Below are 20125 nucleotides of genomic sequence, written 5' to 3' on the forward strand. Positions count from 1 at the left end.
GTCAGTGCGTCGCTTTAATCACAAAGGTAACAACACCAAACACTTCCAGCACATCTTCGGTCTGAATAGCGATCGGTTTGAATTTAGTATTCATCGGCATCAGTTGCAGGCAGGGATGAAGCTGAAGACGCTTAACGGTAAATTCGCCGTCGACGGCGGCGACCACGATATCGCCATGGGCGGCGGTAAGGGAACTGTCGACCACCAGCATATCGCCATCGTTGATGCCCGCCTCAATCATCGACTCGCCGCTGACGCGGACAAAATAGGTGGCGCTGGGATGCTGGACCATCAGCGCATTCAGGTCGATGCGCTGTTCAACATAATCCTGCGCCGGTGAGGGAAAGCCGCACGGGACACGTTCGATATAGAGCGGCAGCGGCAGGATAGCGAGCATGTCCGCAGGTTTAATGAATTCCACAATGTTACTCCTTTTTCCATGTTACTGTATATAAATACAGTAATAGCTATTTCCCCCTTTAATCAAGTGCTCTGGCCCTTTTTTAAGTAAAACACCTGATGACCCGACACTTTTTTTTAATCGCTGTTTTTTCAGTGCCGGGATAGTAAACAAAATCGGGTTACTTTCAGCGCAGCGGCAACATATTGCTCTGCCTTGCTCACAGTAACGCCTCTTATAAATTACGCCGTGAATTATTCTGACTTAAGGAAAATCTGACATCTGCTTTCCGGTTCAGACAGACGTTTGAATATAGAGGGTGAGAGGGTTATTCTGCCTTTTTTCAGGCATGGAGGAGTTATGGCAGACGACGATCGCATCAGAAAGCTGGAAGAGACGGTAGCGCAGTTAACGGTGGAGACCACGGTATTAAAAGCGATACTGGGCCAGCAAATAGCGCTGAATAATCTCAACTACAAAGGGAAATTTGACGATGTGCTGGCGGCACTGGCAAAGGAATATGCTGAGCGCGGGCTGGAGGAAGGGAATAATCAGGCCATCCATGATGCCCTGCGGCAGTATATTAAGTATGAGCCTCCCGGCATGGAATAAATGCCCTTCCGGCAGCGCCCGCCTGCCGGATGTTACCGGCGCGGCTGAACGCTGCTCCGGCCCAGCGTAAATACGTCAGGCGCACCTCCCGGATTTACACTCCGCTGTCACTCTCCAGCGCATCCTGAATCGCATCAGCCAGATTCGCTATTTCATTCGCCACAGCCTGCAGATCCCAGGAGGTCTTCGAGCCGGTTGCAGACGTTGAGGCGCTGACGGACTCTTTTGCTACAGAGAGCGCAGCCGCAACAGCGATCGCGCGTTTATGTTGTTCCTGGGTGATACCTGCCGGAGGGAGTGCAAAATAGTCGTGGACCATGATCGTTTCCTTGCAATGGATAAGGGGGTCAACCTTAGCGGTCTGAACCGGAGGTGTGAAGCGAATTATGCTGCGCCGCGTACCGGATGGACAGGAATGCGACAGCCGGACGCGATCCTGCACATTTTCCGCCCTGAAACCTGTACAGGTTTTGCTGCAATCCGCCGTCAGCAAGAGTGTTCAGCATCCCGTTATAACGATTAAAAAACTTCACTATCGTTAACGCAACATTGTCACTCTGACGAAAATTAATTTTAAGTAATTGTATTTTAATAACTAAACCAGGGTTTCTCACGTACGCTTTTAAAGTTGCATTCTGAATACACCACCGACCAGAAAAAATTTTTCCAAATTTTATTGTACAACTTTGCCTTTCTTGTATAACTTTACGTCGTGATGTTAAATCACTTGTAACGAAAGGTGCATTGCACCGCATCTGAAGGTGTTGTGGATTTCCACCTTCAGATGCAATTTTTTTTGCAACGCCGTTTAGCGGATCGCAATCAACCTGTCTCCCCCAATTTTTTATGAGGCCTGACCATGCAAACAACGATGAATACAGAGTCTCAGATTTCAGATTACTTCATGAACTCTGGTACCGCGCTGAGCACCGAACAGCAGGTGATTACTGCCGTCCATGCCGAACTCGCTCGCGCAAAAGCCCACGTCTCCGATAAAGATATCGTGCTGGGCCTGATTCACCACCTGGAGAGCGAACGTGATGTGATGAAGCAGGATATTTACCGTCAGGCGCTTGAACACGTTCTTCAGCGCGCGTCGGTGACCAGCAACAGCTGATAACCTGTGTCTGTTATGAGGGAACGCGAATTAGCATGGATGCATTTCCCGACCGGAATCGGCCCCATTTTTTGGGGCTTTTTTATTTCCGCCCTTTGCAGCGCCTGCCCCCTTCCCGGCACCAATCTGACACCGCACGTATAACCTTATATCGCTCCGCTTAAAGGCTATTTTGCCGATTATTTCACCATTAATCCCGGTTAATTGCTCTCGTTCCGCTTTATTTATCCGTTATCTGTGTCCAGGCTTTTTCTGCATTCACTGCAAACACAGACGAGGAAAATAATCATGTTTCATCATTCATCAAAACTTCAATTTCCGGTTCGTGTGGAAAAGCCCGACCCTGAGTTTGCCATGCTGCTCCAGCAGGCCATCGGTGGCGTCGAGGGTGAGATTCGTGTAGCGATGCAATATTTTTTCCAGGCGATGGGCGCTCGCGGCGATGTCCGGATCCGCGATCTGCTGATCTCGACCGCGACGGAAGAGCTGAGCCATATCGAAATGCTGGGCTACGCCGTGGCACTCAACCTTGAAGGCGCCCCGCTCTCTTATCAGGAAGCGTCGGCGAAAGATCCGGTGGTCAACGCCATTCTGGGCGGCATGAATCCGCGCCATATCCTCTCCTCGGGACTGGCGGCGATGCCGGTGAACGCCAACGGCATGCCGTTTGATATGAGCCATATCTACGCCTCCGGCAACGTGGCCGCCGACATGCTGGCGAACGTTACCGCAGAAGCGACGGGCCGCGTGCTGGCGACCCGGCTCTACAATATGACCGAAGATAAGGGCATGAAGGATTTCCTCTCCTTCCTGATCGCCCGTGACACCCTGCACCAGCAGCAGTGGCTGGCCGTCATCGAAGAGATGGGTGGCCTGAACGCCTCGCTGCCGATCCCGAACAGCTTCCCGCAGGAGCATGAGGCGCAGGAGCACGCCTATTATTGCCTGAACACCTCGCTGGATAAGCCGCTGCCGGAAGGCCGCTGGAGCAGCGGCCCGGCTTACGATGGCCGGGGTCACTTCAGCGCGAAACAGCAGCCCGATATTCTGGGCGACGAGCCGCTGCTGGGTAATGCCCGTCCCGGCTCCGGCGCTCAGTCCGAGCAGATTGACGGCATCACCCCGCCGAAACCCTGATCGCTCTCCGGTCCGGGCCTGATGCCCGGACCGGATTACCCTGTCTTTTATGGAGGAAACGTCATGTCATCTACTCAGCGTCCACAGCCCCCTTTCGCAGAGCAGCAGCAGAGCTGGCCTGGCAGCACGGCCGCGATGCAGCCTCAGCCCGACCACGGTGAAGAGAGCTATCAGGGTTCAGGCCGGCTGGCGGGTAAAAAAGCGATTATTACCGGCGGCGACTCCGGCATCGGCCGGGCGGTCGCCATTGCGTTTGCCCGCGAGGGTGCCGATGTGCTGATCTCTTATCTTGATGAGCATGAGGATGCGCAGGATACTGCCCGGCTGGTGGAGGCGGCGGGCCGGAAGGCGCTGCTGGTGCCTGGCGACATTACCGAGGCGTCACACTGCAACGCGCTGGTTGACCAGGCCGTCGAGGCGTTTGGCGAAATCCATATTCTGGTGAACAACGCGGCCTATCAGATGACGCGCGAATCGCTGGATGCAATCAGCGATGATGAGTTCGATCGGACGATGAAGACCAACCTCTATGCGATGTTCTACCTCAGTAAAGCGGCCACGCGGCATATGCCAGCAGGCGGCTCGATCATTAATACCGCCTCAATCAATGCCGACCAGCCGAAACCAAAGCTGCTCGCCTACTCCGCCACCAAAGCCGCGATTGTAAACTTCTCCGGCGGCCTGGCGGCCCTGCTGGCTGAAAAAGGTATCCGGGCCAATGCGGTCGCGCCTGGCCCGATCTGGACGCCGCTGATCCCGTCAACCATGCCGGTTGAACAGGTGAAAAATTTCGGCAGCGAAGTGCCGCTGCAGCGTGCCGGTCAGCCTGCGGAACTGGCACCCACCTATGTGATGCTGGCCAGCGATGAGGCCAGCTACATTTCAGGGGCCACCATCGCCGTGACGGGCGGCGTTGCCATTATTTAACCGGCTGTTCCCCGGCCGATTCCGCCTGCGGATCGGCCACCAGCTGCTGCGCTATTCCCCACTGGTAGAGCGGCTCCCGCGCCAGATTCTTCATTTTCACTTCACACATGATGTCGAAATCCCGGAACGACAGCGCCCACGCATTCAGCGTCGGATTAAAGAAATAGTCGGAGTGCGCTCGCAGTTTGCTTTTGCTCACCCCCAGCTGCTGCTGATCGGGCCAGCCCTGCGCCGGAATAATCCCCTCCTGCGAAATCGAATAGTGCAGCACCGGCCGGACGCCGCGCCAGGAGTCGATGACGCTCGCCACACGCGCATCATCGGGCTGGATAAATTCGCTCTCTTTTACCCAGTGGTGATGGATATCCAGCACTACCGGACAGAGCGGGGCCGCCTGCAGCACATCATCCAGCGAGCAGGAGATTTCATCGTTTTCCACCGTCAGCATCAGCCGCGCTTCCGGGCTGAGCCGGTTAAACGACTGCTTAAAGCCGTCGAAGCCCGCCTTGCCATTCATATGGATGTTAATTTTAAAATCCTGGAAGGTTTTACCGTAGCCCATCAGGCAGGCGCAGAGAGTGTGATACTCCACATCCTCCAGCGCCCGCGTCACCACATCAGGGTTGTCGGAGGCCAGCACGGTATACTGCCCCGGATGGAATGAGAGCCGGATCTGGTGCGCCCGCGCCAGCTCGCCACAGCGGGCAAACTGCGAATAGAGCGCCGGCAGAAATTCAGCAAACAGCGGTGCGGCTTCGGGCACCGTGTAGAGGGGCAGCAGGTCGCTGCCGATACGCATCATCCTGAGTGACGGCGGCAACGTCGCCAGCTGCTCCAGCGTCAGGAAGAGATGATTGAGATTGGTTACGGCGATCTCATACAGCAGCTGGTAGCGTTCGTCGTGCGATAAACTCAGAAAGCGTTTACGGGTGGTCGCGCGAAACGGAAAAAACTGTTTCCCCTCGGGGTTAAGATACTTACATGCAAAGCCTAATTTCATGTCTGCTCCTGATTTATGCTTATCAGAAGTGTAACAGGCCGCTGGCGACCAGCCAGTCGTGAGCCACGGCGTTGAGCGGAATAGCCGCAGGAGGCGTACTTATACAGGGTGAGACGTGCCGGCGCGGCGCGGGCGAAGCGGCTGCCCGCCCCAGTGTGCGGCAATCGCGTCGGGCCGGACCCTCCGGTCTGGAAAGTGTGTGGAAACCTTTCTGACGGCTGACCGGGCCGCAAAGCGTACCCGATCAGGATCGTGAGAAAGCCGCGCCCGGCCACGCTTAACCCGCCGTGTTGCACGGATTGGTCGGGCCGCTGCCCTGCTCAGTGATGCAGCATCTCCTCCACGACCTGCGCATTGGTCATCTGATAAGGGTACCAGGTCGGCCAGTTCTCCATCTCCGTCAGCAGAGCCTGCTGCGACACGTTGCCCATAAAGATATGGAAATGCGCAGACTTGCGCGGGCCGATGGTGTGGTCGCTGAACTGCACATATCTGGGCGCTTTGCTGTCCGCATCCTGGCACTCAAACAGGTAACGCACCCCTTTTTTGCCTGACGTATAGGTCAGAATTTTATGGCCCGCGTAGCGGTAGTGACAGGCGCTGACCTGCTCCCCGACGTGAAACTCCATGACACCGTTTTCGATGCCGATCGTCGTAACGTTAGTGGCGTAGCCTTTGCGGTAATAGGCTTTAATCTCCTCTGCCGTTTTACCGAGCGTCTGCTGCGCTTTCTTCTGCCAGACCGGGTCCAGCTCTCCGCTCTGCAGCAGCGGATAGACCGACTGCCACAGTCCGTCCCAGTCAGAGAGCGGACGATCTTTCACATCGCTGTCAGCAAAAACGCCTTCTGCCGCCTTCTGCTCCATCGCAGAGAGCGGTTTTCCATGCGTATGCGTGCCGTGCGCCAGCGCCTGCTGGCTGATTAACAGCGCCCCGATGACCCCAATCCACTGACCTGTCAGATTTGCCACAACCCCATCCTCACTCATCGTTACAATTGCGCAAAATGTTATGATATAACATTTCCAAACTCAACGAAAAGTTTCCGGCTGTGACGTTAATTTTGTTTAACCATTTTCAGCCCTTTCCGGCCTCTGCGCTGACCTGCTGGCGGACAACGCCGGAACGTCAGCAGACCGGATTATTCGTATGGCGGGCGCGGCCTGACCCGCCGCTAAGCCAGACGGTTCGGGCATCGATAAGCGTAGCGACAGGAGAGGTGCAGAGATAAGCGGCGGTTTCTGTCCGGATAAAAAAGGAACGTGTGCGGCGGTTAAATGGCCGGTTAACCCTCACGATTGTTCAGGTTGTTCTATATTTAGTGTCGTTGAAAGTTAAATAACCGCTGGAGCATGGATTAATGTCGAAAGATACAGAGAAGAAACCCCTGAGCGAACGTGCGCCCACCACCGGTCCCGAATCCTCAGAGCCGGGTCTGGGATCGCTGGCACCCAAAGATGGTTCACATCAGCCACCCGCTGAACCGACACCGCCCGGCAAACAGCCTACCGCACCAGGCAGCCTGAAAGCTCCGCAGACACACAACGCCAAACTCGACCAGCTTGAAGCCAGCCGTAAAAACGGCACCCATCAGGCCCTGACCACCAATCAGGGCACGCGCATCGCCAACGATCAGAACTCCCTGACCGCCGGGTCGCGCGGTCCGACGCTGCTGGAAGACTTTATTCTGCGCGAGAAAATCACGCACTTTGACCACGAGCGTATTCCCGAGCGTATCGTCCACGCCCGCGGATCGGCCGCCCATGGCTATTTCCAGCCTTACCGCTCACTGAAAGATCTGACCAAAGCGCAGTTCCTCAGCGACCCGGAGCAGATTACCCCCGTGTTTGTCCGTTTCTCCACGGTTCAGGGCGGTGCCGGTTCCGCGGATACCGTGCGTGATATTCGCGGTTTTGCCGCCAAGTTCTACACCGAAGAGGGCGTTTTCGATCTGGTCGGCAACAACACGCCGGTCTTCTTTATTCAGGATGCGCATAAATTCCCTGACTTCGTGCATGCCGTTAAGCCGGAACCGCACAACGAGATCCCACAGGGCCAGAGCGCCCATGACACCTTCTGGGACTACGTCTCTCTGCAGCCGGAAACCATGCACAACGTGATCTGGGCGATGTCTGACCGTGGCATCCCGCGCAGCTACCGCACCATGGAAGGCTTTGGTATCCACACCTTCCGTCTGATCAACGCCGAAGGCAAAGCCACCTTTGTCCGCTTCCACTGGAAGCCGGTGGCCGGTAAAGCCTCGCTGCTGTGGGATGAGTCGCAGAAACTCACCGGTCGCGATCCCGATTTCCACCGTCGCGACCTCTGGGAAGCGATCGAAGCCGGTGATTTCCCGGAATATGAGCTGGGCCTGCAGCTGATCCCGGAAGAGGATGAGTTCAAATATGACTTCGATATTCTCGATGCTACCAAGCTGATCCCGGAAGCGCTGGTGCCGGTAGAGATCGTTGGCAGGATGGTGCTTAACCGCAACCCGGACAACTTCTTTGCGGAAACCGAGCAGGTGGCGTTCCATCCGGGCCATATCGTGCCCGGTCTGGACTTCTCCAACGATCCGCTGCTGCAGGGCCGTCTCTTCTCTTACACCGACACGCAGATCAGCCGCCTGGGCGGGCCGAACTTCCATGAGATCCCGATCAACCGTCCAACCTGCCCTTACCACAACTTCCAGCGTCAGGGGATGCATCGTCAGGATATCGATACCAATCCGGCGAACTACGAGCCGAACTCCATCAACGATAACTGGCCGCGTGAAACCCCACCGGCGGCGAAAGGCGGCGGCTTCGAGAGCTATCAGGAGCGTGTGGAAGGCCATAAGGTGCGTGAGCGCAGCCCGTCGTTCGGTGAATACTACGCCCAGCCGCGCCTGTTCTGGAACAGCCAGACGGCGTTCGAGCAGCAGCACATCATCGGGGCCTACTCGTTTGAGTTAAGTAAAGTGGGCCGAGCCTATATTCGCGAGCGTGTCGTGGACCATCTGGCGCGCATCGACCTGAAACTGGCGCAGGGCGTGGCGGATAACCTGGGTATCGCGCTGACCGACGAGCAGCGCAACATTCAGCCGCCTGCGGCGGTGAACGGCCTGACTCAGGATGAGAGCCTGAGTCTCTACGCCGTGCCGGGCGGAGAGATCAAAGGCCGCCAGGTGGCGCTGCTGCTCAGCGACGGCGTGAAAGCCGCAGATGTGCTGGCCATCCTGCAGGCGCTGAAGGCGGAAGGCGTCCACGCTAAGCTGCTGGCGCCGCACATGGGTCAGGTGCGGGCCGATGATGGGTCAGTGCTGCCGGTGGATGCAACCTTCGCCGGTCTGCCGTCACTGACCTTTGATGCCGCGATCGTGCCGGATGGCAATATCGACGCCCTGCTGTTAAGCGGCGATGCCCGTTACTTCCTGCTGGAAGCCTACAAGCATCTCAAGGTGATCGGCCTGGTGGGCGACGCACGCCGCTTTAAAGCGCAGTTCGGCCTCAACGATGGCGATCAGGAAGAGGGGATCGTGGAAGGTGATTCGGCAGAGCGCGCGCTGATGTCTGCGTTTACGCAGGCGATGAAGGCGCACCGCGTCTGGTCACGCAGCCAGAAGGCGCAGTCGGTTCCGGCCTGACAGATTGCGTCAAAGAAAAACCGCCCTCCGGGGCGGTTTTTTTATGCCATCGCGGGATCTCCGCCGTTGTCAGAAGCTCTGCCAGTTATCATTGTCCGTCACGGCGACAGGCTGACGGGCTGGCACGACCAGCGCCTTCGCCACCGGCGCGGCGGAGAACGCTGCCCGCAGGCTGCTGGTTTTAAAGACTGAGACCGTTTTGCGCAGCGTACTGGCCTGATCCTCCAGCGAGGCGGCGGCCGTGGCGGACTCTTCCACCAGCGCGGCATTCTGCTGCGTTACCCCATCCATTTCCGAGACCGCAATGCAGACCTGCTCAATGCCGCGGGTCTGCTCTGTGGAGGACGCCGCGATCTCTTCGATCAGCTGCGTTACCCGGCTGACCGACTTCACGATGCTCTCCATCGCCACGCCCGCCTGAGAAGCATGACCGGCGCCGGTTTTGATGCGCTCGGCGGAGCGCTCGATCAGCCCACGGATCTCCTGCGCCGCACTGGCGCTGCGTCCGGCCAGCGAGCGGACTTCCCCCGCCACTACCGCAAATCCCCGGCCCTGCTCACCGGCGCGCGCGGCTTCCACGGCGGCGTTCAGCGCCAGAATATTGGTCTGGAAGGCAATGCTGTCGATAATGGCGGTAATCCCGGCGATCTGGCTGGAACTTTCGCTAATCTGATCCATGTTTGCGATAACCCGGGCAACGGTTTCGCCCCCCTGCTGCGCCGTGGCTGACGCCTCTTTGGATACCGTGGTGGCCTGCTGCGCATTGTCCGCGTTGAGTTTCACCGTAGACGTGAGCTGCTCCATGCTTGCGGCGGTCTGTTCCAGCGCGGCCGCCTGCTGCTCGGTACGGGAGGAGAGATCGGTGCTGCCGGCTGAAATTTCCGCCGCGCCGGTAAAGATAGAGCGGGTCGCCTCATCGACTGAAGTGATGGTCACCACCAGCGCGTCACGCATCTGCTGCAGCTCCTGCGTCAGCAGCCCCATTTCGTTACGGCCTTCCGGCTGGATCGTCGCAGTGAGATCGCCCGCAGAGATGGCGCGCATATGGCCGGTCAGCCTGGCCAGCGGGCCAATCAGCAGTTTCTGCAGTCCGATCCAGACCGCCACGCCGATCACCGCGGTGATGAGGCCGATAGTCAGCAGCGCCCAGAGCGCATCCGTCAGGCTGCGCTGGTTATGCAGAGAGGTATCTTTCATCAGCTGGATGTTCACCGCCCGCCAGGCTTCATAGGCGCTGTCGAGCTGATCCTGTGCCGCCTGCGCCTCCAGATTGCCGTAGGCCGGATAGTTGCCCTGCTTCAGGAAAGTAACAGAGGCCAGCATGGTGTCACGCATCTGCTTATAGGCGGTTTCAACCTGCGCCGACTGCGCCTCACCCTGCCCGGCTCTGCGCGGCATCGCCTGCCACGCGCTGAAATCCGCATTGGCCCTTTCCGCTGACTGTTGTGCCTGCTCCAGCAGCGCCGCCATCGCCGCCAGCGATTTAGGGTCCTGCTGATTTTTCAGGAAACGGATCGCCACGCGGTTGATGGTGACGCGGGTTTTGATCAGGGTTTTAACCGCATCGCTCAGATGCTGCTGCTGCAGCGTCAGCTGTTCGGCCGCCACAAAGTTTTTATCGGCCTTCGCGACGCCGTTATAAAACAGAAAACCGGTCAGGGTGAGTAACGTAATAAAAATGGCCAGTACGGCCAGAATGCCGTGTGTAATTTTAAGATTTTTTAGCATGTCGGGAGGCTCATGTCAGAGGAGATAAGATCGTTATCGGCCAGTGCGCCATTTATCTGAGCATCGGCGTGCAGACGATGCCGCACGCATCGCCAGCGACAGAAAAAAGCGCGGCGGCAGAACCTGAGCGCATTCGGCGCTTAACAACCGCCCCCCCGCTGTGGTTGAATTCGCCCCTCCTCTTTTTCGTACGTGGTTATCATGCATTACATTCAGAGTCTGACGAGTTTTATCGAGGGAAACCGGGTGCTGTCGATCAGCTTCAGCCTGCTGCTGCTGGTGATGGCGGGCATGATCACGCACCTGATCTGCAAATTCTTCATCGTCAAAGTGATCAGGAAGGTCTTTTTCAGCAGTCATAAAAAGGGCGTGCCGCTGGATAAAGACATCCGCCTCTCTCAGAAACTGTCAAACTTTGTGCCGGTGATTGTGGTCTACAATTTTTTGCAGTTTATGCCGGGCCTGCCTGAAAATCTGAAAGTGGCCATTCAGACCATCTGCGGCATCCTGTTCTTTATCTATCTCTCGATCTTCTTTAATGAAGTGCTGGAGATCGTTAACAACTCCTATTCGCGCAAGTCCAAACGCAAAAATCACTCGATCAAAGGCTATATCCAGATTGGTAAAATCCTGGTGCACATCATTGCCGCGATCATGATTCTGGCGATCATGTCCAACAAGTCACCGGCGATTATTATCTCCTCGCTGGGTGCGGTGGCCGCCGTGCTGATGCTGATCTTTCAGCATACGCTGCTGTCGCTGGTGGCCAATATTCAGCTCTCCTCCAACGACGTGCTGCAGCTGGGCGACTGGATCGAGATGCCGGACAGAAACATCAGCGGCGAGGTGATCGATATTGCGCTGCACACCATCACCATCCGCAACTGGGACAACACCCTGTCGCGCATTCCGACCAAAAATTTCCTGACCGAGACCTACACCAACTGGCAGGCGATGTTCTCTTCAGGCGCACGCCGCATCATGCGCAGCTTCTGGCTCGATCAGAAGTCGATTACCTTTGTGAATCAGGAGATGCTGCAGGCGATGAGCCAGATCCGTCTGGCCGGTGAAGCGATAACGGAGCTGCTGGATGGACGCGATATCAGCGCCGTCGGCGACCGCTGGTTTATCGAAAACAACATCACTAACCTGATGGTGTTCCGTAAATTCCTGACCGCCTGGCTGGCGCAGCGTGATGATATTCAGAAAGAGATGTATATCGTGGTACGGCCGCTGAAGCCGTCGCCGGAGGGGTTGCCGGTGGAGGTCTACTGCTTTACCTCGTCAATTTACTGGGCCGACTATGAGAATACCCAGGCTGCGATTTTTGAGTACATCACGGCGATGACCCGTTTCTTTTCGCTGCAGATCTATCAGCATCCGGCAGGCTCCGATTTTGCCCGACTGGCGCAGCCGCGCGCCGACAGCCGGGAGACGCAGCAAAACGGCGGATGCTAGCCGGTGATGCCGGTGGCATCAGACGCCACCGGGCAGCGCCACAGCCGGGCCGGTTAACTTTTGCTCAGCGCATAATTCAGTACCCTGTCATTTTTCATCTGGACGGTCAGCGTCTGCCCCTCGGTGGTATTCAGGGTGCGCGCCTCGCTGTAGGTCCACTTCAGCAGCCGCTGCCCGTCGGTGTAAGGCGTTTCACTGTCTGGCTGACCAAACAGCGCGATCAGCTGCGCCCGGCTGGTCTGACCGGCATGAATATGCTGCAGATTACCGCTGTCCAGCCGGTGTCCGACCCGGTTAGAACAGGCGGAGAGCAGCAGCAGCGCAGCGAACAGAACGCATTTCCTCACGTCATTTCCTTTTCAATGTTCAGCGGCGCCGATCCTGCGATGTGACTGGCGCCATCAGGTTTAAGCGTAGAGCGAATCCGCCCCATCCGGCAGGATTTTCTGCGCCTGCCGATGCGCCTCTGCGGCCGGTGGCGGTCATTTCACTGCAATTAACACAAATTCATGCCGCGCCACGCCCCGCCGCCCTGCGACTGCAACATCTTAGTCTATGATTACTGTCTGTATACCCTGTGAAAACGGTCTTATCGCTGGCTTCCTGCGGTATCACGCTGAATACCAGTCCAGCTTCCTGGCTGAAGAGACGCGCCAGCCCATCTGGCATTCTGGTCTCGCTGATAGCTTTACGGTTTTTTAACGCTTGTGTCATCAACACCCTTTTCGTGCGATGGCTGCCATCGCGCATTTCCAGGCTAAATGAGGCAACTGAATGGAATCCAAATCTTTTTTTAAAAGCTGGGGCGCAGAACGGGTTGCCAGCGACGAGGTGCATTTCCGCCTCTGGGCAACCGGTCAGCCGCGCGTCACGCTGCGGCTTTCAGGTCAGGATATTGAGATGACACCAGAGGGTGATGGCTGGTTTGAAACCCGGGTCGCCGGAGTCGCCGCCAATACCGAATATGATTTTGTGCTGGCAGATGGCACCGCCGTGCCCGATCCCGCCGCCCGTGCGCAGAAAGACAGCGTCAACGGCCCGTCGCTGGTGATCGACCCGGCAGCCTATCGCTGGCAGAACAGTCAGTGGCAGGGACGGCCGTGGGAGGAGTCGGTGGTGTATGAACTGCACATCGGCACCTTTACCGCCGAGGGAACGTTCCGGGCGGCCATCGATAAACTGCCGATGCTGGCCGACACCGGCATCACCATGATCGAAGTGCTGCCGGTGTCGCAGTTTGGCGGTAACCGCGGCTGGGGCTACGATGGCGTACTGCTCTATGCGCCACATGCCGCCTATGGCACGCCCGACGATTTCAAAGCCTTTATCGATGCCGCGCATGGTTATGGGCTGTCGGTGGTGCTGGATATTGTCCTGAACCACTTCGGGCCGGAGGGCAACTATCTGCCGCTGCTCTCGCCCGACTTCTTCCACAAGGAGCGCCAGACGCCCTGGGGTGCCGGGATCGCCTACGACGTCGATGCGGTGCGCCGCTACATCGTGGAAGCCCCGCTCTACTGGCTTCAGGAGTACCACCTCGATGGCCTGCGTTTCGATGCGATTGATCAGATCGACGATCCCAGCGAAAAGCATGTGCTGGTGGAAATTGCCGAGCGCATCCGTGCCGACATTACCGACCGTCCTGTCCATCTCACCACCGAAGATTGCCGCAACGTGACCTTCCTGCATCCGCGCGATGAAAACGGCCATGCGCCGCTGTTCACGGGCGAATGGAACGATGACTTCCATAATGCTGTGCACGTACTGGCTACCGGGGAAGATCACGCCTACTACCAGGATTTCGCCGACAGGCCCGAACAGCGGGTGGCGCGCGCGCTGGCCGAAGGGTTTGTCTATCAGGGCGAAGTGTCGCAGCAGTCGGGCGAACCGCGCGGCGTGAAGAGCAGCAGCCAGCCGCCGGTGGCCTTCGTCGACTTCATTCAGAACCATGACCAGACCGGGAACCGCGCGCAGGGCGATCGTCTGATCACGCTGGCCGGTGCAGAGCGCACCCAGGTCCTGCTGGCGACGCTGCTGGTGTCGCCCCATATTCCACTGCTGTTTATGGGTGAAGAGTATGGCGAAACCCGGCCATTCCTCTTCTTTACCGATTTCCACGGCGATCTGGCGAAAGCGGTGCGGGAAGGTCGCGCCAGGGAGTTTGAGGGCCATGCGGGTCACGGCGAGAGCGTGCCGGATCCCAACGATGTCACCACCTTTGAGCACTCAAAACTGAACTGGGCGCATACCGACACGCCGGAAGGTCAGCAGTGGCTGACGCTGACGCGTCAGCTGCTGGCTCTGCGTCAGCAACACATCGTGCCGCTGCTGCGCGACGCGGGCGGCGATGCCGGTCAGGTGGTGAGCACGGCAGAGGGCTTCCTGGCGGTGCGCTGGGACTTCCCGCAGGGCACGCTGTCCCTGGCGCTGAACGTCGGCAGCCACGCGCAGCCGATCCCGGATCTGCCGGGCGAAACCCTGTTTGCCTGGCCACAGGCCGATACCGAACTGACCCCCAACGCTATCGTAGTGCGTCTGGCTAAGAGAGAAGCAGAATGAATATCCCAACCGCAACCTACCGCATTCAGTTTCGTAACGGCATGACGTTTGACCGCGCGGCGGCGCTGGTACCCTACCTGAAAATGCTGGGGATCAGCCATCTCTATGCCTCGCCGATCTTCAGTGCGACCGCAGAGTCAACTCACGGCTATGACGTGACCGACGTTAATCAGATCGAGCCGTCGATCGGCGGCCGTGAAGGTTTTGATCGCATGGCCGCCGCCCTGAAGGCCGCCGGGCTGGGGCTGATCCTGGATATTGTGCCTAACCATATGGCCGCTTCGCTGGAGAATCCCTGGTGGCGCGATGTGATCGAGCATGGCGAACAGAGCCGTTACGCGCACTATTTCGATATCGACTGGTCACGCCGCCTGACGCTGCCGTTCCTCGGCGACACCTTTGAGGCGGAGCTGGAAAAGGGTGACATCCGCGTGCAGCGCGATCCGCAGACGGGAAAACCGGCGCTGGCCTACTTCGACAATTTCTATCCGCTGGCACCGCACACCTGGCAGGATCGTGAGGAGGCGGTGCTGGCCCTGGACGCCGCCGGCATCGCGGAACTGCATGACCATCAGCCGTGGCGGCTGATGTCATGGCGTGATGCCCCCAGCGACCTCTCCTACCGCCGCTTCTTTGAAGTGACCGGCCTGGTCGGCGTGCGCGTGGAAGATCCCGCCGTCTTTGATGCCGCCCACCAGTTGATCCTCGAACTGGTTCACAGCGGCGCGGTGCAGGGATTGCGTGTGGACCATGTGGATGGTCTGGCCGATCCGCACGATTATCTGGAGCAGTTACGCCAGGCGGCAGGCCCCGACTGCTATCTCACCGTAGAGAAGATCCTGGGCGACGATGAGCAGCTGCCTGATGCGTGGCCGGTGTCCGGCACCACCGGCTATGAGTTTATGGCCGCCCTCGCCAACCTGCTGGTCGACAGTGAACGACTGAGCGGACTGCGCAAGGCGTATCAGGCAGTGATCGGTAAAACCGTGGATATGAAAGCGGAGCTGCGCGCGGCCAAGCTGCTGATGGCGAACCGCAATTTTGCCGGGGAGTTTAACCGCCTGCTGCAGCTGGCCCTGAAGATTGCCGAAGCCAGCGGTACGCCCCAGCCGGAAGCGCCCCTGAAAAACGCCCTGCGCGAACTGCTGGTGGCGTTCCCGGTCTACCGCACCTACGGCACGCCGGAGGGGCTGACGCCTGCCGACACTGCGCTGCTGGAGCAGGTGGTCAGTCAGGTCAAAGCCAGCGCGCATGCGCCCGACAGCCAGGCGCTCGACTTCCTCACCGCGATTCTGCGGGCGGAAACCTCCCCTTCAACCCGCGATGATGCCAGTGAGTTTCGTACCCGCTTCCAGCAGCTGACCGGACCGCTGATGGCGAAGTCGGTGGAAGATACCCTCTTCTTCCGTCAGCACATGGCGCTGGCGCTGAATGAGGTCGGCGCTGAGCCGCTGGCGCGTCACTTCTCGCTGGATCAGTTTCATGCCGAAATGCAGAAGCGACGCGACCATCAGCCCGACGCGCTGTCCGGCACCTCAACCCATGACACCAAGCGTGGTGAGGATGCCCGTGCGCGACTCTATACCCTGACCGAAGCCCCACAGCGCTGGGCCGACTGTGTGAGCCGCTGGCGCGCGATGAACGAGGACAAGGTCGTGCGCCTGAAAGATGGCCCGGCGCCCGAACCCGCCGTGCAGTGGATGCTGTATGAGGCGCTGGCCGGAGTCTGGCCGACTGACCTGCAGCCGCAGGATGCGGACGGTCTGGCGGCACTGGAAGCACGCTTTGTCGTCTATGTGGAGAAAGCGCTGCGTGAAGCCAAACTGCGCACCGACTGGGCTGACAACAACGACGCCTATGAAGAAGCGGTGCTGGAGTATGCACGCCACCTGCTCGCGCCAGCCAACAGCGCCTTCCTGGAGGACTTCTGTGCATCGCTGCAGCCCTTTATGCGGGCCGGACTGGTCAACAGCCTGACGCAGACGGTGGTGAAACTCACCGCGCCGGGCGTGCCCGATATCTATCAGGGCAGCGAGGCGCTGGACTTCAGTCTGGTCGATCCCGACAACCGTCGCGAACCCGATTTCGAGGCGCTGGCGGCGATGCTGGCGTCACCTCAGCACGATGACAGCGAAGCACTCTGGCTGCGCGGTCAGGTCAATCAGCAGGCGATCGTCAGACTGCTGACCCTGCGTCAGGAGCAGCCGGAGCTGTTCCGCCGTGGCGACTATCTGCCGCTCTCCGCAGAGGGCGCGCAGCAGGATAAGGTGCTCGCCTTTGCCCGCACCAGCCAGCAACAGGCGGTGATCGTCATCGTCTCGCGCCGGGTCTTTGACCTGCTGCCGGACAATCTCGATCAGCCGCCGGCCGGACGCTGGGCCGGGACGCATATCGCCCTGCCTGCCGCCCTGAGCCAGCGTACCTATCGGGACCGGCTGACCGGCAAAACCCTCGCCGTCGCGGAGCAGTTACCGCTTTCGGCGCTGGCGTCGCAGTGGTGCGCCGTGCTGGTGGCGGAGTAAATCCGGCCTCTGTTCCTTTATTACGCGTCACTCTGTTCACTGAATAACGAGGCATCAATGTCAAACAGTCAGCGTTTTGAAATTACGGCGGGTTACAGCCATTTGCTGGGGGCCAACTTTGACGGTCAGGGCGTGAACTTCGCCCTGTTCAGCGCCCACGCCGAGCGGGTTGAACTCTGTCTGTACGATCCCAGCGGCACGACGGAAATTGCCCGTCTGACGTTGCCGGAATATACCCATGAAGTCTGGCACGGCTATGTGCCGGGTCTGAAGCCCGGTGCGCTTTATGGCTACCGGGTTTACGGCCCTTACGATCCGGAAAATGGTCATCGCTTTAACCCTAACAAACTCCTGCTCGACCCTTATGCCCGCGAACTGGCGGGCGACATTGCGTGGAACGAGGCGCACTTCGCCTACGATCTCTACCATGACGATAAAGATCTGACGTTCGACAGCCGCGACAGCGCGCCGTTTACACCTAAGTGCCGGGTTATCGACCCGAATGCGTTCGACTGGCAGGACAATAACCGTCCAGGCGTGCCCTGGCCGAAAACGGTGATTTATGAAACCCACGTCAAGGGCTTTACCCAGCTCAATCCTGCGCTGCCACCCGAACTGCGCGGCACCTTTGACGGCATGGGCCACAGAGCGAGCGTCGATTACATCAAAAGCTTAGGGATCACCTCGGTCGAACTGCTGCCGGTGCACTGGTTCCCGGACGATCAGCACCTGCTGGATAAGGGGCTGAAGAACTTCTGGGGCTACAACACGCTGGGCTTCTTTGCGCCTGCCACCCGCTATTTCGGACCGCGCGGCATTCAGGGCTTCCGCGACATGGTGCGCGCCTTCCACGACGCCGGGATCGAGGTGATCCTCGACGTGGTCTACAACCACACCGCCGAGGGAAATGAGCTTGGCCCGACGCTGTCGTTTAAGGGCATCGATAACTTCTCCTATTACCGTACGATGCCCGATCAGCACCGTTACTACATCAACGACACCGGCACCGGCAACACCGTTAACACGTCGCATCCGCGCGTGCTGCAGATGGTGCTCGATTCGCTGCGCTACTGGTCTGAGTCGATGCATATCGACGGTTTCCGTTTCGACCTCGGCACTATTCTTGGCCGCGAGCCGGATGGTTTTGACCCGCGCGGCGGCTTTTTCGATGCCGTGATGCAGGACCCGATTCTGTCGCAGAAGAAGCTGATTGGCGAACCCTGGGATATCGGACCGGGCGGTTATCAGGTGGGCAGCTTCCCGCCCGGCTGGGCAGAGTGGAACGATCAGTATCGCGACACCGTGCGTGACTACTGGAAAGGCAACAACGTCTCAACAGACTTTGCGGCCCGCCTGCTCGGCTCCGGCGATCTCTACGACCAGCACGGCCGTCGCCCCTGGGCCAGCGTCAACTTCATCACCGCGCACGACGGCTTCACCCTCAACGACCTGGTCTCCTACAACGACAAGCACAACGCGGAGAATGGTGAAGATAACAACGACGGGCACAACGACAACCGCTCGTATAACTACGGTGCCGAAGGCCCGACCGACGACGAAGCCATCAACGCGGTGCGCGAACGTCAGAAGCGCAACTTCCTTGCCACGCTGATCTTCTCTCACGGCACGCCGATGCTGCTGGCAGGCGATGAGTTTGGCCGCAGCCAGATGGGTAACAACAACGGCTACTGCCAGGACAGCGAGATCTCCTGGGTGCACTGGGAGAACCTGCCGGAGTCCGCCGAGGCGCTGCGCGAGTTTACCCGCCAGATCCTGCGGTTACGTGCGGAGCAGCCGCTACTGCGGCGTGAAAACTGGCGCGACGGCATGGAGATCAAATGGTTCAACGCCGGGGGCGGGTTCCAGCAGAGCGAGCAGTGGGATGAGGGCTCCACGCTGGGCGTCTATATCGGGCGGCCGGACCTGCAGACTGAAGAGGGTATCTGGCATGACGTCCTGATGCTGCTCAATCCGTTTGAAGGCAATGTGCCCTTCCGCATCCCGCAGTTTGGCGAAGGCGGCTGGGTGCTGGAGCTGACCACCAGCGACGTGGCGAAACGGGGTCTGGTGATCACTAAAGAGAAGGATTTCGAACTGGAAGGCCGCAGTTTTGCCCTGTTCAGACGCCCTTAAAGGCTGAATCGGGTTAAAAACCGCGCATCAGGCGCAGCCTGTTCTGCGCTGCGCTTGAATTTCTGGCGATCGTTGCCAGGCTTAACCGGTTGTTAATCGTGAAAATTGATGCTGATAAGGAGGCATAATGTCCAGATTTACGCAGAAAGTTGTGGTTGTGACAGGTGCCGGATCCGGCATTGGTGAGGCCAGCGCGAAGCGTTTCGCTGAAGAGGGAGCCTCCGTGGTGCTGGTGGGCCGCACCGCGCAGAAACTGGAAGAGACGCTGGCGGGAATGACGGCGGGCGATCATCTGGTGGCGGCCTGCGATGTCTCAGACGCGGAGCAGGTTAAACAGCTGTCAGAAAAGGTGCTGGAGAAGTATGGCCGTGTTGATGTGCTGGTCAACAACGCCGGGGTGATCGTGCAGGGCCGCGTGCATGAAGTCGGACTCGACGCGTGGAAAACCCTGATGAAAACCGACCTGGATGGCGTGTTCTACGGCGTGCACTACTTCATGCCTGCCCTGCTGAAGAGCAAAGGCAACGTGATTAACATCTCCTCCGTGTCAGGCCTGGGCGGCGACTGGGGCATGAGCATCTACAATGCGGCGAAAGGGGCGATTACCAACTTCACCCGCGCACTGGCGATGGACTACGGCGCGGATGGTGTGCGCGTCAACGCGATCTGCCCCGGCTTTACCTTCACCGATCTGACCGAAGAGGCCAAAAACGATCAGGCGCTGCTGGAGCGTTTCTACGATCGCATCCCGCTGCGGCGTGCGGGTGAAGCGGACGATATCGCCCGTGCCATTCTGTTTATTGCCAGCGAGGAAGCCAGTTATATCACCGGCGTCAATCTTCCGGTCGATGGCGGCCTGACCGCCTCAAATGGCCAGCCTAAACAGGCATAGTTTTTCAGGCAGCGT

16 protein-coding genes are annotated in these 20125 nt (G+C 58.6%); 10 read left to right on the top strand and 6 right to left on the bottom strand.

Annotated elements, in window-relative coordinates:
• Nucleotide 1: 1 nt before the first annotated feature.
• Nucleotides 2-421: a translesion error-prone DNA polymerase V autoproteolytic subunit gene (umuD, locus tag ACNY69_RS10060; RefSeq protein WP_293769898.1), complete on the bottom strand. Its 420-nt coding sequence runs from the start codon at nt 419-421 to the stop codon at nt 2-4.
• A 339-nt stretch (nt 422-760) separates the two neighbouring features.
• Here umuD and ACNY69_RS10065 point away from each other — a divergent pair, with 339 nt between their 5' ends.
• Nucleotides 761-1012, top strand: a complete 252-nt coding sequence (locus ACNY69_RS10065) for a hypothetical protein (RefSeq protein WP_111142007.1) — start codon at nt 761-763, stop codon at nt 1010-1012.
• A gap of 94 nt (nt 1013-1106) precedes the next feature.
• On the opposite strand, the gene ACNY69_RS10070 is transcribed toward ACNY69_RS10065, so the two are convergent.
• A complete protein-coding gene (locus tag ACNY69_RS10070) occupies nt 1107-1331 on the bottom strand; it encodes a hypothetical protein (RefSeq protein ID WP_293769894.1) in 225 nt (74 codons plus the stop codon).
• Nucleotides 1332-1871: 540 nt separating this feature from the next.
• Here ACNY69_RS10070 and ACNY69_RS10075 point away from each other — a divergent pair.
• From ACNY69_RS10075 to ACNY69_RS10085, 3 genes are all read left to right on the top strand, one after another.
• Complete coding sequence (locus tag ACNY69_RS10075) at nt 1872-2129, top strand: biofilm development regulator YmgB/AriR family protein (protein ID WP_111142009.1); 258 nt, start codon at nt 1872-1874, stop codon at nt 2127-2129.
• 288 nt (nt 2130-2417) lie between these two features.
• Nucleotides 2418-3266: a manganese catalase family protein gene (locus ACNY69_RS10080; RefSeq protein ID WP_111142010.1), complete on the top strand. Its 849-nt coding sequence runs from the start codon at nt 2418-2420 to the stop codon at nt 3264-3266.
• Nucleotides 3267-3329: 63 nt separating this feature from the next.
• Entirely contained in the window at nt 3330-4193 is an 864-nt protein-coding gene (locus ACNY69_RS10085) for a glucose 1-dehydrogenase (RefSeq protein WP_111142011.1), read from the top strand.
• On the opposite strand, the gene ACNY69_RS10090 is transcribed toward ACNY69_RS10085, so the two are convergent.
• Nucleotides 4186-5193: an apurinic/apyrimidinic endonuclease family protein gene (locus ACNY69_RS10090; RefSeq protein WP_293769888.1), complete on the bottom strand. Its 1008-nt coding sequence runs from the start codon at nt 5191-5193 to the stop codon at nt 4186-4188. The genes ACNY69_RS10085 and ACNY69_RS10090 overlap by 8 nt on opposite strands.
• 320 nt (nt 5194-5513) lie before the next feature.
• On the bottom strand, nt 5514-6164 hold the full coding sequence (gene zinT / locus ACNY69_RS10095) for a metal-binding protein ZinT (protein ID WP_418798185.1): 651 nt from the start codon (nt 6162-6164) through the stop codon (nt 5514-5516).
• A 389-nt stretch (nt 6165-6553) separates the two neighbouring features.
• Here zinT and katE point away from each other — a divergent pair, with 389 nt between their 5' ends.
• Nucleotides 6554-8818, top strand: a complete 2265-nt coding sequence (gene katE / locus ACNY69_RS10100) for a catalase HPII (RefSeq protein WP_293769885.1) — start codon at nt 6554-6556, stop codon at nt 8816-8818.
• Nucleotides 8819-8887: 69 nt separating this feature from the next.
• Here katE and ACNY69_RS10105 read toward each other — a convergent pair whose 3' ends face one another.
• Nucleotides 8888-10546 (bottom strand): methyl-accepting chemotaxis protein, encoded by a 1659-nt coding sequence (locus ACNY69_RS10105; RefSeq protein ID WP_418798189.1) that lies wholly within the window; start codon nt 10544-10546, stop codon nt 8888-8890.
• Between the two features lie 201 nt (nt 10547-10747).
• Between ACNY69_RS10105 and ACNY69_RS10110 the strand changes: the two genes are divergently transcribed.
• Nucleotides 10748-12004 (top strand): mechanosensitive ion channel family protein, encoded by a 1257-nt coding sequence (locus tag ACNY69_RS10110; protein ID WP_418798191.1) that lies wholly within the window; start codon nt 10748-10750, stop codon nt 12002-12004.
• Nucleotides 12005-12057: 53 nt separating this feature from the next.
• On the opposite strand, the gene ACNY69_RS10115 is transcribed toward ACNY69_RS10110, so the two are convergent.
• Nucleotides 12058-12351, bottom strand: coding sequence for a hypothetical protein (locus tag ACNY69_RS10115; protein ID WP_111139043.1), 294 nt, complete (start codon nt 12349-12351; stop codon nt 12058-12060).
• 427 nt (nt 12352-12778) lie between these two features.
• On the opposite strand from ACNY69_RS10115, the gene treZ reads away from it, so the two are divergent.
• The 4 genes from treZ (at nt 12779) to budC (ending at nt 20110) form a co-directional block, all read left to right on the top strand.
• Nucleotides 12779-14563 (top strand): malto-oligosyltrehalose trehalohydrolase, encoded by a 1785-nt coding sequence (gene treZ / locus ACNY69_RS10120; RefSeq protein WP_418798193.1) that lies wholly within the window; start codon nt 12779-12781, stop codon nt 14561-14563.
• Nucleotides 14560-17085, top strand: a complete 2526-nt coding sequence (gene treY / locus ACNY69_RS10125; protein ID WP_418798195.1) for a malto-oligosyltrehalose synthase — start codon at nt 14560-14562, stop codon at nt 17083-17085. Before treZ ends, treY begins: the two co-directional genes overlap by 4 nt.
• Nucleotides 17086-17142: 57 nt before the next feature.
• Nucleotides 17143-19218 carry a glycogen debranching protein GlgX gene (gene glgX, locus ACNY69_RS10130; protein WP_293769878.1) on the top strand — a complete coding sequence of 692 codons (2076 nt, stop codon included), beginning with the start codon at nt 17143-17145 and terminating at the stop codon, nt 19216-19218.
• Between the two features lie 127 nt (nt 19219-19345).
• Entirely contained in the window at nt 19346-20110 is a 765-nt protein-coding gene (gene budC, locus ACNY69_RS10135; RefSeq protein WP_418798198.1) for a meso-2,3-butanediol dehydrogenase, read from the top strand.
• Nucleotides 20111-20125 lie beyond the last annotated feature (15 nt).

Source organism: Pantoea graminicola (assembly GCF_048452665.1).
Lineage (GTDB): Bacteria > Pseudomonadota > Gammaproteobacteria > Enterobacterales > Enterobacteriaceae > Pantoea.

What these genes read in the sequence shown, in the direction of transcription:
- ACNY69_RS10090 (WP_293769888.1), bottom strand. Translation starts at nt 5,193, where the DNA reads ATGAAATTAGGCTTTGCATGTAAGTATCTTAACCCCGAGGGGAAACAG.
- glgX (WP_293769878.1), top strand. Translation starts at nt 17,143, where the DNA reads ATGTCAAACAGTCAGCGTTTTGAAATTACGGCGGGTTACAGCCATTTG.
- treY (WP_418798195.1), top strand. Translation starts at nt 14,560, where the DNA reads ATGAATATCCCAACCGCAACCTACCGCATTCAGTTTCGTAACGGCATG.
- ACNY69_RS10080 (WP_111142010.1), top strand. Translation starts at nt 2,418, where the DNA reads ATGTTTCATCATTCATCAAAACTTCAATTTCCGGTTCGTGTGGAAAAG.
- ACNY69_RS10065 (WP_111142007.1), top strand. Translation starts at nt 761, where the DNA reads ATGGCAGACGACGATCGCATCAGAAAGCTGGAAGAGACGGTAGCGCAG.
- treZ (WP_418798193.1), top strand. Translation starts at nt 12,779, where the DNA reads ATGGAATCCAAATCTTTTTTTAAAAGCTGGGGCGCAGAACGGGTTGCC.
- ACNY69_RS10075 (WP_111142009.1), top strand. Translation starts at nt 1,872, where the DNA reads ATGCAAACAACGATGAATACAGAGTCTCAGATTTCAGATTACTTCATG.
- ACNY69_RS10110 (WP_418798191.1), top strand. Translation starts at nt 10,748, where the DNA reads ATGCATTACATTCAGAGTCTGACGAGTTTTATCGAGGGAAACCGGGTG.
- ACNY69_RS10085 (WP_111142011.1), top strand. Translation starts at nt 3,330, where the DNA reads ATGTCATCTACTCAGCGTCCACAGCCCCCTTTCGCAGAGCAGCAGCAG.
- budC (WP_418798198.1), top strand. Translation starts at nt 19,346, where the DNA reads ATGTCCAGATTTACGCAGAAAGTTGTGGTTGTGACAGGTGCCGGATCC.
- ACNY69_RS10105 (WP_418798189.1), bottom strand. Translation starts at nt 10,546, where the DNA reads ATGCTAAAAAATCTTAAAATTACACACGGCATTCTGGCCGTACTGGCC.
- ACNY69_RS10070 (WP_293769894.1), bottom strand. Translation starts at nt 1,331, where the DNA reads ATGGTCCACGACTATTTTGCACTCCCTCCGGCAGGTATCACCCAGGAA.
- katE (WP_293769885.1), top strand. Translation starts at nt 6,554, where the DNA reads ATGTCGAAAGATACAGAGAAGAAACCCCTGAGCGAACGTGCGCCCACC.